10 protein-coding genes and 1 tRNA gene are annotated in these 12115 nt (G+C 50.4%); all 11 read right to left on the bottom strand.

The genetic code is table 11. From position 1 onward, the window contains the following. Positions 1-265: 265 nt before the first annotated feature. Positions 266-353 (bottom strand) — tRNA-Ser (locus OCV69_RS10895). Between the two features lie 96 nt (positions 354-449). Continuing rightward, the gene (locus OCV69_RS10900; protein ID WP_158359145.1) at positions 450-1160 is read right to left on the bottom strand and encodes a lysophospholipid acyltransferase family protein; all 711 of its coding nucleotides are present in this window, start codon (positions 1158-1160) and stop codon (positions 450-452) included. Position 1161: 1 nt separating this feature from the next. Then, positions 1162-1716, bottom strand: a complete 555-nt coding sequence (locus tag OCV69_RS10905; protein ID WP_158359147.1) for a Fe-S-containing hydro-lyase — start codon at positions 1714-1716, stop codon at positions 1162-1164. Positions 1717-1755: 39 nt separating this feature from the next. Next, a complete protein-coding gene (locus tag OCV69_RS10910; protein WP_158359149.1) occupies positions 1756-2598 on the bottom strand; it encodes a fumarate hydratase in 843 nt (280 codons plus the stop codon). A gap of 18 nt (positions 2599-2616) precedes the next feature. After that, complete coding sequence (locus tag OCV69_RS10915; RefSeq protein WP_158359151.1) at positions 2617-3459, bottom strand: YitT family protein; 843 nt, start codon at positions 3457-3459, stop codon at positions 2617-2619. A 24-nt stretch (positions 3460-3483) separates the two neighbouring features. Next, entirely contained in the window at positions 3484-4944 is a 1461-nt protein-coding gene (locus OCV69_RS10920; protein ID WP_158359152.1) for a M20 family metallopeptidase, read from the bottom strand. 23 nt (positions 4945-4967) lie between these two features. Continuing rightward, positions 4968-7481, bottom strand: coding sequence for a DNA gyrase subunit A (gene gyrA / locus OCV69_RS10925; RefSeq protein WP_158359155.1), 2514 nt, complete (start codon positions 7479-7481; stop codon positions 4968-4970). A gap of 48 nt (positions 7482-7529) precedes the next feature. Continuing rightward, complete coding sequence (gene gyrB / locus OCV69_RS10930; RefSeq protein WP_158359157.1) at positions 7530-9440, bottom strand: DNA topoisomerase (ATP-hydrolyzing) subunit B; 1911 nt, start codon at positions 9438-9440, stop codon at positions 7530-7532. 22 nt (positions 9441-9462) lie between these two features. Further along, positions 9463-10563, bottom strand: a complete 1101-nt coding sequence (recF, locus tag OCV69_RS10935; protein WP_022272193.1) for a DNA replication/repair protein RecF — start codon at positions 10561-10563, stop codon at positions 9463-9465. Positions 10564-10575: 12 nt separating this feature from the next. After that, on the bottom strand, positions 10576-10785 hold the full coding sequence (locus OCV69_RS10940) for an RNA-binding S4 domain-containing protein (RefSeq protein WP_022272194.1): 210 nt from the start codon (positions 10783-10785) through the stop codon (positions 10576-10578). A gap of 52 nt (positions 10786-10837) precedes the next feature. Further along, the gene (gene dnaN, locus OCV69_RS10945; protein ID WP_022272195.1) at positions 10838-11956 is read right to left on the bottom strand and encodes a DNA polymerase III subunit beta; all 1119 of its coding nucleotides are present in this window, start codon (positions 11954-11956) and stop codon (positions 10838-10840) included. Positions 11957-12115 lie beyond the last annotated feature (159 nt).

Genomic DNA, 12115 nt, shown 5'->3' on the forward strand with positions numbered 1-12115 from the left:
ACCTTTTGGCCATTTTATAAGAATTTTCAGGGTTTTACATACTGTTCAGTTTTCAAGGTTCTGTGCTGTTCTTGTCTTTCTCAGCGACAGCTTAGATAGTATATCATGTTGTATTCTGTTTGTCAAGAACTTTTTTTATTTTTTTGAATTTCTTTTTTGAAGAAATTCATTTACGCTCTGCTGGCCATATAAACTCTGTCCTGCTTTGCGTACCACTGTCTGACAGCTCCGGCGTTTGCTGCGCCGTCATGCTGCTTGCAGTGAGCGGAGAAAGAGGGATTTGAACCCTCGCGCCGGTTTCCCGACCTACACCCTTAGCAGGGGCGCCTCTTCGGCCTCTTGAGTATTTCTCCTTATTACCGTAGCTAATAATCACTTATTAAATTCTGGCATTCGCCAGACGCATATGTCATTATATAAGAGAAAAAACATTTTGTCAATAATTTTTTTTAGATAAATTTATTTATTTCTTCCTGTATCCTGTCATGTACAAGATGTGCGATTTCTTTTGTTTTCATTCCTATATATTGATCATACTCAATAGGCTTTAAAAAGTGGACCTGGACTGTCTCTTCTTTGATGGAACGGATATCAAAGGGCTTGAAGCTGTTGATCAATGCCACCGGCACTATGGGACAGCAGGCGTTTACAGCACTTTTAAAGGTACCTGCTTTAAATTCCAGGAGCTCATTCCCCTTTCTGGATCTGGTCCCCTCTGGAAAGATCAGATAATTTCTCCCTTTCCTGACCTCTTCTGTCATCTGATTGATCACCTCTAAAGAGCTCCTGGTATCCTGCCGGTCTATGGAAATCCCTCTGAGCATTCTCACTACCTGCTTTACGAGAATGATATCCGCTGCCTCTTTTTTTATGACCACACCAAATGGGCGTGGACATCCCTCGATCACAGCAAGAACGTCAAAGAGGCCCTGGTGATTCGGGAACATGATAAAGCCGTCCGCGGCAGGAAGGTTGTCGCGGCCATGGACCTCAATTGCCACACGGCCGCTTTTATTGACCCTCTTAACCAGTTTTCTTAAATAATCATACCGCTCCTGCTCCGTATGGGGATCCTGATCTCTTCCCAGGCGGCATACGCGGTAAAACCATGCCGGAACAAACGGCAGGCTCTTTATGACCATATAAGCGATTCTGTTCATGTCATCCTTCCTTTGCATACGCCCTTGCGGCGGTTTCATAAAGATTATTCCCCTGGGAATCGATGACCACTACCACCGGGAAATCCTTTACCTCCAGCTTTCTCACCGCCTCTGGCCCCAGATCTCCGTATGCGATCACCTCTGAGCTTAAAATACATTTCGATAAAAGAGCTCCGGCTCCTCCAATGGCAGCGAAATAAACAGCCCCGTTCCTTACGATGGCGTCAGCCACCGCCGGACTTCTTTTTCCTTTTCCGATCATGGCCCCCAGGCCCAGGTCCAGAAGTTCCGGAGCATACTTATCCATCCTGCTGGCGGTCGTAGGGCCGGCAGAGCCGATGGGACGGCCCTCCCTGGCCGGAGACGGTCCCATATAATAGATCACATTCCGGTCCAGGGAAAAGGGAAGCTCCTTTCCTGCGTCCAGAGTTTCCTTCATCCGTTTATGGGCCGCATCCCTGGCCGTATAGATCGTGCCTGTCAAATAAACGTAATCGCCGGCCCTCAGACCCTCTGCGTCCTCCCGGCTGATAGGTACATGTATATTTTTATCCATGGCTCTCTCCTTTATCCGATGATACCGGATTTTTCATGATCAGATGACCCGGTGGGCGTGGCGGTTTACATGACAGCATATATTGACCGCTACCGGCAGTCCCGCAATGTGGGTAGGATACGTTTCAATATTCACGGCAAAGGCCGTTATACGGCCTCCCAGGCCGCCAGGACCGATTCCCAGGCCATTGATCCGTTCCAGCATCTCTTTTTCCAGCTCCCGCACATAGGGGACCGGAGCTTCCTCAGAGAGGTCTCTAGTAAGCGCATGCTTTGCCATAAGGGCGCACTTTTCAAAGGTACCGCCGATGCCGACGCCCACCACCATGGGCGGACAGGCATTGGGCCCCGCATCCCGGACTGCTGTCAGAATGGCCTCCTTAACGCCTTCAATGCCATCTGCCGGCTTCAGCATGAACACACGGCTCATATTTTCGCTGCCAAAGCCCTTGGGAGCCACGGTGATCTCCACCGAGTCTCCCTCCACGATCTCATAATGAAGAATGGCCGGTGTATTGTCGCCGGTATTCACCCGCTCGATGGGGTCCTGCACCACGGATTTTCTTAAAAATCCCTCTGTATACCCCTGGCGGACGCCTTCATTGACCGCCTCCGTGAGACTGCCGCCGGTAAAGTGTACCTCCTGGCCCGCCTTTAAAAATACCACGGCCATTCCGGTATCCTGGCAGATGGGGATCATGTCCTCCCCGGCGATCCGGAGATTCTCCTCCAGCTGGTTTAAGATCTGTTTTCCCAGAGGGGATTCCTCCCTGCTTACAGCCTCATCAAAGACCTGCTTCATGTCCGGAGACAGGAAATGGTTGGCTTCAATGCACATCTCCCTTATGTTTTTTGTGATCTCGCTTACTGAAACCTCTCTCATGGCCTCTCCTTTGTTCCTTTAGAATTTCGGTCTGTATAAAACCTCATTGACTGTATAGACCGTAACGAACGCGTCCTTATCCGTCTTCGTAATGAAATTCATCAGCTTGGAATATTCATTCTTCGATACAATGGCTATGATCTCCCGGCGCACCGTATTGTCGTAAGCGCCCCTGGCCTCATAGATGGTAGCTCCGCTGTGCATCTCATGGAGAATGAAATCTGTGATCTCCTTTTCCTTTTTGGAGATGATACAGATCCTCTTTTTAATATTAAATCCAAAGATAAAGTGATCCAGGATAATACCGCTGAGATACGTACCTAAAATACTTAAGATCACCATATTCAGATCAGACGTAAGGATCGAGGAAATGGCTACCAGCATTCCAGCCATGGAAATGGCTCTTCCCAGCTCGATATGCATGTATTTATTGAGGACCTTTCCAACTATATCCAGGCCGCCCGAGGACGCATTATAGCGGAACATCACCGCCTGTCCAATGCTTACAATGAAAATATACACGATCATATCCAGAAACGGATCCTTCATAATGGACTGTACATCCGGATAGATCCGCTCCAGGACTCCCATCATCACTGGCATCATCAGAGACGTATAAACGGTCTTGATCCCGAAATCCTTTCCGATCAGTAAAAATCCAACCACCAGAAGGATGGCATTCAGGATAAAGGTGATCACTGAGAGCGGCAGAGGAATAAAATATTCCAGGATGATCGACAGACCGCTGATGCTTCCCACAGTCACATGGCTTGGAACCAGAAGGAAATAAACGGATACCGCCACGATCGCCACTCCTACCGTGATCATAAAATACTCTTTAAACGTTTCCCATGCTTTCATCACATCTTACCTCAAACAGCTCCATTATTTTTTCGGATTGATGGCCATAGGCCTTACATCCTTGGGGATCGGAGCCACATAGCCGGCTTCGCCGACCCGTTTTTTCAGTTCGTCCTTCGCCTCGCCGATCAGCCTCTGATCCTCCAGCACGTCGATGATGGCTCCAGCCATGACCTTTCCGGCAAACAGCATGCCTTTATGGGCAATAGAGGATTTTCCCTGGGACACCTGCTGCCAGGAATGGCCTGGTGTTCCAGCCGCCTCGGTCACTGCGTTGATCTGGGCCGTAGGGCATACCCAGCTTACATCGCCCACATCTGTGGAACCGGCCATAACGGTCTCTGTATCCTTTAAGGGCACGATATAATCGCAGATCACATCGTCCTTATGGGCGTTTAAGAAGGCCTCCACCTCTGCCTTTCTGGACTTCTCATACCGCTTCAGGAGATCCTGGACATCCAGCTCACCGCCGCCATATGTACCCGCAAGCTTTTTCGCAAACTCCAGCTCCGCTTCTGTATAGGGCTCCCGCTCTACTTCTTCCAGGTTTTTCTGGAGCACCTCCTCCAGGACCGTATTGTCCACCACATTGGAGCATGCCTTCACAAACTGCATTTCCATCCGGGTACCAGTCATCAGAGCCGCTCCCCTGGCAATGTCATTGACTCTCTCAAACAGTTCCTTCACCTGATCGTTTTTAGGCGCACGGATCAGGTATAAGACCTCCGCAAATGGCTGCACCACATTGGGAGAATAGCCGCCGGTGTTGGTAATGGCGTAATGGATCCTGGCTTCCTGGATGGCATGCTCTCTTAAATACTGCACGCCGGTGTTCATAAGCTCAACAGCATCCAGGGCGCTCCTTCCCAGCTCCGGACAGGCCGCCGCATGGGACGCCGTTCCGAAGAACCGGTAAAATACCTGGTAATTGGCCAGAGAGCTTCCCACAGAAACCTCATTCTGGTCGCCGGGATGCCAGCTGATGGCGAAATCCAGCTCGTCAAAGACACCGTCCCTGGCCATAAAGCCCTTGCCGGAGCCGCCTTCCTCACCGGGACAGCCGAAAAATACCACAGTCCCCTCTTTTCCATTCTTCTCCAGGTATTCCTTTACGGCAATGGCCGCAGCCACAGATCCGGCTCCCAGCAGGTTATGGCCGCAGCCGTGACCCGGCTCCCCCTCACATACAGGCACCTTTTCAATGCTCTCCGACTCCTGGGAAAGGCCGGAAAGGGCATCGAATTCACCCAGGATGCCCACCACCGGCTTTCCATGGCCAAACCGGCCGGAAAATGCTGTCTGGATCCCGGCCAGATTCCTCTCCACAGAAAAGCCCTCCTTCTCCAGGAGCTCACAGAGGATCTCTGTGGACTTAAATTCCTGGAATGCAGTTTCCGGATGATCCCAGACTGCATCGCTGGCTGCACAGATCATTTCCCGTTCCCGCTCGATCGCCTGTAAGGCCTCTTTTTTTGAAATTCCCATAAGACTACCTCCCTCAGTCTGTTTTATTCGTTCTGGTCCCCATTCTCCAGATCCGTTTTTATATCTTCACCGTCTTCCTCTCCGTCCCCATGGCTGCTTTCCCGCACCTTGGCGATGGTGGCCACACGCACGTTGGAATCCGGATCGATGCTCATTAATTTTACCCCTGACGTATTTCTTCCAATGACGGAAATATCGTCCACACTCATGCGGATTAGTATGCCCTCGTTGGTGATGAGCATGATGTCGCGCTCATCGTCCACCAGCTTCATTCCCACCAGGCACCCTGTTTTCTCCGTCACATTATAGCATAAAAGGCCACGGCCATTCCGGAGCTGGCTCTTAAATTCTGATATGCGGGTCCTCTTTCCATATCCTTTTTCGGAAGCCACCAGCATATATTCGCCCTGGCTCTCCATCTGCATACCGATGACCTGGTCGCCTGGATCCAGCTTCATGCCGATGACACCGTAGGAGACCCGTCCGGTGATCCGCACGTCGCTCTCCTTAAAGCGGATGGAAAGGCCGTATTTTGTAGCAAGGAAGATATCCTCCGTATCGTCAGTCACCTTTACCTCGATGAGCTCGTCATCCTCACGGAGGAGGATGGCCTGGAGGCCGGTCTTTCTCATATTGGTATATTCTTCCATGCGGGTCTTTTTCACCATACCGTTCTTTGTGGCCATCATCAGATATTTTTCATTGTCGATCTCCTTCATGGGGATCGTCGCCGTTACCTTTTCTCCAGGCTGAAGCTGGAGGAGGTTGACAATGGCTGTGCCCCTGGCCGTTCTTCCGGCCTCCGGGATCTCATAGGCCTTTAATCGGTAGCAGCGGCCTGTATTGGTAAAGAACATGATATAATGGTGATTGGTGGTCATCAGAAGGTCCTCGATGAAGTCCTCCTCGATGGTCTGCATTCCCTTGATCCCCTTGCCGCCCCGGTTCTGGCTCTTGAAGTTGTCCACGGACATCCTCTTGATATAGCCCAGGTTGGTCATGGCGATCACTGCGTCGTCGTCGGGGATCAGATCCTCCACGGAAACGTCGTCATCAAAGCCGATCTTTGTCCGGCGGTCATCCCCGTATTTGTCAGAGATCACCAGAAGCTCCTTCCGGATCACGCCTAAGAGCTTGTTTTCATCTGATAAGATGGCCTTCAGCTCTGCGATCCTGGCCTGAAGCTCTTTGTATTCATTCTCCAGCTTCTCCCGTTCCAGACCGGTGAGCGCCCGCAGACGCATGTCCACAATGGCCTGGGCCTGGACATCTGAAAGGCCAAAACGGGCCATTAACTGGGTCTTTGCCTCTCCCACGTTGGCTGAACCCCGGATGATGCGGATCACCTCGTCGATATGATCCAGGGCCTTTAACAGTCCCTCTAAAATGTGGGCCCGTTCCTCTGCTTTATTCAAGTCATATCTGGTCCTTCTGGTCACCACGTCCTTCTGGTGATCCAGATAATACGTAAGCATCTGGGGCAGGGTAAGGACCTTGGGCTCGTTGTTTACCAGGGCCAGCATGATCACGCCGAAGGAATCCTGGAGCTGGGTGTGCTTTAAGAGCTGGTTTAAGATCACATTTGCGTTGACGTCTCTCCTCAGCTCGATGTTGATCCTTAAGCCCTCCCGGTTGGATTCGTCGGTGATGGCCGTGATGCCGTCGATCTTCTTTGTCTTTACCAGCTCCGCCATTTTTTCGATCAGGCGGGCCTTATTGACCAGGTAGGGAAGCTCTGTGACGATGATGTGGCTCTTTCCGTTGGGCATGGTCTCGATGTCCGTCACCGCACGCACCTTGATCTTTCCGCGTCCGGTCCGGTATGCCTCCTCTATGCCCCTGGTCCCCAGGATGGTAGCCGCCGTGGGGAAATCCGGTCCCTTGATGATGGAAAGCAGCTCCTCCATGGTCGTTTCCCGGTTCTCCTCCACCTTATTGTCGATGATCTTTACCACCGCTGCGATCACTTCCCGCAGGTTATGGGGCGGGATATTGGTGGCCATGCCGACGGCAATGCCGGTTCCGCCGTTGACCAGAAGATTTGGAAATCTGGACGGCAGGACCACCGGCTCTTTTTCTGTTTCATCAAAGTTGGGAACAAAGTCCACAGTGTCCTTATAAATATCCGCCAGCATTTCCGTTGAGATCTTGCTTAATCTGGCTTCGGTGTACCGCATGGCCGCCGCCTCGTCGCCGTCCACAGATCCAAAGTTTCCGTGGCCATCCACCAGCATATACCGCATAGACCAGTGCTGGGCCATATTTACCAAGGCTCCGTAAATGGAGGTGTCGCCGTGGGGATGGTATTTACCCATGGTATCACCGACGATACGGGCGCTCTTTCTATGGGGCTTATCCGGTCCATTATTTAACTCCACCATGGAGTACAGCACTCTTCTCTGCACCGGCTTTAATCCGTCCCGCACGTCCGGAAGCGCTCGGGCGGCAATGACGCTCATCGCATAGTCGATATACGACTTTTCCATTGTCTTTTTCAGATCAATGTCATGCACTTTATCAAAAATATTCGGTTCCATTTATTTTTCCACCCTTCTTGGCCCCAAGGGCCTCTCCATATCCCGGGATTAAATATCCAGGGTTCCGTATTTGGCGTTTAATTCAATGAATTCTCTTCTGGGTTCCACCTGATCGCCCATTAAGGTGGTAAAGGTCAGATCGATCTCTGATGTCATTTCTTCATTCATGGTCACTCGAAGAAGGATCCGGCGCTCGGGATCCATGGTCGTCTCCCAGAGCTGCTCCGCGTCCATCTCTCCCAGACCCTTATAGCGCTGGATCTTATTATTCTGGTCGCGGCCCACTTCCTTCAGGATCTCATTGAGCTCTTCATCGCTGTATGCGTACCAGATGCGCTTATTCTTTTCCAGCTTATAAAGAGGCGGCTGGGCCAGATAAACGTATCCCTGTTTGATAAGCTCCGGCATAAACCGGTATATAAACGTCAGGAGCAGGGTGCTGATATGGGCGCCGTCCACGTCCGCATCGGTCATAATGATGATCTTATGGTATCTCAGCTTGGAAATATCAAATTCCTCGTGGATCCCGGTTCCAAAGGCCGTGATCATGGAACGGATCTCTGCATTTCCGTAGATCCGGTCCAGTCTTGCCTTCTCCACGTTTAAGATCTTTCCGCGCAGCGGCAGGATCGCCTGGGTGGCCTTATTTCTCGCATCCTTGGCCGAACCGCCGGCGGAATTTCCCTCTACGATGTAGATCTCGCACTCCTCCGGATTTTTGCTGGAGCAGTCCGCCAGCTTTCCAGGGAGAGAAAGGCCGTCCAGGGCCGTCTTCCTTCTTGTCAGATCCCTGGCCTTCCTGGCAGCCGCCCGGGCTCTCTGGGCCAGGACGGATTTTTCAATGATGGCCTTGGCCACCGACGGATTCTGTTCCAGATAATAGGTAAGCTGCTCGCTGACCACGCCGTCCACGGCTCCTCTGGCCTCGCTGTTGCCCAGCTTCTGCTTGGTCTGTCCCTCAAACTGGGGATCCTCCACCTTGATGCTGATGATAGCCGTCAGTCCCTCCCGGATATCCTCACCGGAAAGGGCCGGTTCATTTTCCTTTAAAAGCTTATTCTTTCTCCCGTAGTCGTTGAACGTCTTCGTGAGGGCGTTTTTAAAGCCGGTCAGATGGGTCCCGCCCTCAGGCGTGTTGATGTTATTGACGAAGCTGTATATATTTTCTGTATAGGAGTCATTGTGCTGCATGGCAACCTCCACCAGCACGCCGTCCCTCTGGCCCTCGCAGTAAAACACCTGCTCATACAGGGGCACATTGCTGCGGTTTAAATACTCCACAAACTCACGAATCCCGCCTTCATAGTGGAAGGTCTTTTCCTTTTTCTCCTCCCGTCCGTCCCTCAGAGTGATCTTCAGCCCCTTGGTCAGAAAGGCCGTCTCCCTTAAACGGATCTTTAAGGTATCAAAATCGTAAACGGTCTCTTCAAAAATTTCTTTATCCGGCAGGAAGGTGACCCGGGTGCCGTGCTCCTCCGCCCCACAGCTTCCCACGATCTTTAAGGGATACATGGTCTTTCCCCGTTCATACCGCTGTTTATATACATGGCCGCCTGTGCGTACCTCCACCTCCAGCCACTCGGACAAGGCATTTACCACCGATGCACCCACGCCATGGAGCCCGCCGGAAACCTTATAGCCCCCGCCGCCGAACTTTCCTCCGGCATGAAGGATGGTAAATACCACCTCCACCGCCGGGATCCCGGCCTTTTTCTGGATGTCCACCGGGATCCCGCGGCCGTCGTCCACCACCGTAATGGAATTATCCGGGTTGATCTGGACGTCGATGGAATCACAGTATCCCGCCAGGGCCTCATCCACGGAATTGTCTACGATCTCATATACAAGATGATGAAGTCCCCTGGAGGAAGTGCTCCCAATATACATTCCAGGTCTTTTTCTTACTGCTTCAAGGCCTTCCAGGATCTGAATCTGGTCGGCTCCATATTCTGTGCTCATGATGTTCCTCCTTTAAATTCTGTTACAACTGCACACACAGCTCTTCACTCTCAACGGTTCCTTCAACGATCTTAAAAATCTTGTCCATCTGAAATCTGCTGTTCACAAATTCATCCAGTCCTGTGCAGGTGATCAGCGTCTGGATATGGCTGATCTCTGACAGCAGGTGCTCCTGGCGTTTTCCGTCCAGCTCAGACAGCACGTCGTCCAGAAGCAGAACCGGATAATCCTTCACGGTCCTTTTCACCAGCTCGATCTCCGAAAGCTTTAAGGACAGGGCCGCCGTCCTCTGCTGGCCCTGGGAACCAAATTTCCGGATATCTGCGCCATTGACAATAAAATTCAGGTCATCCCTGTGGGGGCCTGTCAGTGTGAGTCTCTGCCTCAGCTCCTGGTTCCGGTTCCGGGAAAGCTCTGCTTCAAAGGTTTCCGGCGTCACATTGGGTTCATACCGGATCTCAAGCTCCTCCCTTTCACCGGAAAGATGAAAATGGATCTCACGGATCAGCTCGTTTAATTCCTCCACAAAACGGGTCCGGAGCCGGATCAGCTCGCTTCCGAACCGCACCAGCTGCGAATCCCAGATATTTAAGGTCTCCTTTAAGGACGGATCCGAATCCATCTCCTTTAAAAGCTTATTTCTCTGGACCACCACCCGGTTATACTGGACCAGATCGTATACATACACCTTGTTCAGCTGGCAGAGCTCCAGGTCCAGGAACCTTCTCCGCTCAGCCGGTCCGTTTTTTATGATGTTTAAGTCCTCGGGGGAGAAAAAGATCACATTGACGATCCCAAACAGCTCGCTGGCCTTTTTTATTGGGACGCCGTTGACGGCCACGCCCTTGGTCCGGTTCTTTTTCAGATGCATATCGATCCGGTATGGGATCCCGTCCCGCCGGACGGTCATCTTAATATGGGATTCCTCCTCCCCGAACCGGACGATCTCCTTATCCTTGCTCCCTTTATGGGACTTGGTGGTGCTGCATACATAAACGGCTTCCAGGATATTGGTCTTTCCCTGGGCATTGTCGCCGTAAAGCACATTGGTCCCGCTGTGGAAGTCCATATGTAACTGCTTATAATTCCTGTAATTCAGAAGCTCGATCGACTCAATGAACATGAAACCGTACCCTTATTTTTCTATCTGAAATTCCTTTCCGCCAAAGGATACCACATCGCCCGGATAAAGCTTCTTTCCCCTCTGGAGCTCCGCCGCTCCGTTGACAGAAACCTTTCCATCCTGGATCACGATCTTGGCCTCCACACCGGAATCCACCAGGCCGGCCAGCTTAAGAGCCTGGCCCAGCTTTATAAAATCATCCTTTAAATGAATCTTTTCCATTTTTTTCCTTTCTATTCCATACCAGGAGTATATACCATTACCAGGTATATGTTTATACCGCCGCTGCGTTGAAGTTCACCGGCAGGATCAGGTAAATATATGTTTCCTCCTCATCCTTAATAAAGCAGGGGGACTTGGGGTTCATCATATAAAGCGTCACATTTTCGTCGTCGATGATCCGCAGGGCGTCAATGAGGAATTTGGGATTGAAGCCGATCATCAGATCCTGGCCGGTCTTGTGGATCAGGATCTCTGCATTCATAGTTCCAAAGCTGGAATTCAGCTTCAGGGCCATTTTTGATTCCTCGATGTTTAAAATGATCGGTTTTTTATCATTTTCCCGGATCAGGATGCTGGCTCTTTCGATGCAGTCTAAGAATTCCTTTTTATTTACAGAGATCTTGGTGGCGTAATCGCTGGACAGCATCTGGTCCACCTTAAAATATTCTCCCTCGATCAGGCGGGAAACCACGATCGTATCGTCAAATTCAAATAAAATATGGTTGGCGCCGAAGTAGATCTGCACCTCTTTTTCATTGTCTCCAGTCAGGATCTTGCTGATCTCGTTTAAGGTTTTTCCCGGAACGATGACCTTTGTATTTTCATAGGTATCTTTTAAAAGGATCTTCCGGATCGCCATCCGGTGGCCGTCTAAGGATACCACTCTTAAGGAATCGCCGTTTACTTCAAACAGCTCTCCGGTCATCATTTTATTGCTGTCGTTGACAGAAATGGAAAAAATCGTCTGTCGGATCAGCTCCTTTAATGTAAACTGGGACAGACAGATATATTTATTCTTTTCAATATAGGGGAGATAAGAGAATTCGTCCCCGTCTTTTCCCTGGATCCGGAATACAGAGTTGTCACAGGTGATGGTGGTGTTGTATTTTTCATCGGATTCGATGGTCACCATGGAATCTCCATCGGATAATTTTCTGGTGATCTCAGAAAAAAGCTTTGCATCTAAGGCGATTTTTCCTTTTTCAAGAATATTTCCTTCAACTTTTGTTTCGATCCCCAGCTCCATATCGTTACCGGTCAGCTTGATGACATCGGTGGATGCGTCGATCAGGATACATTCCAGAATAGGCATGGTTGTTTTTGAGGGAACGGCTTTTAAAACAATATTAATGCCGTTTAGTAAAGCGGCTTTTTGAAATGTCAGTTTCATAGATGTTGATAACTTCCTTTCTGGCTGGCGACAGGTTTAATAGAGAAATATATAAAAGATTTTCGTCGCAATCGTCGTAGGGGCTGTGAATTTGTGAATAAGCGTAAAATTGCTGAAATATAAAGGATTTTCCACGTTGAACAAGCTGTGGGTAACCTT

Origin of the sequence: Alitiscatomonas aceti (assembly GCF_025567195.1) — a bacterium.
GTDB lineage: Bacteria > Bacillota > Clostridia > Lachnospirales > Lachnospiraceae > Alitiscatomonas > Alitiscatomonas aceti.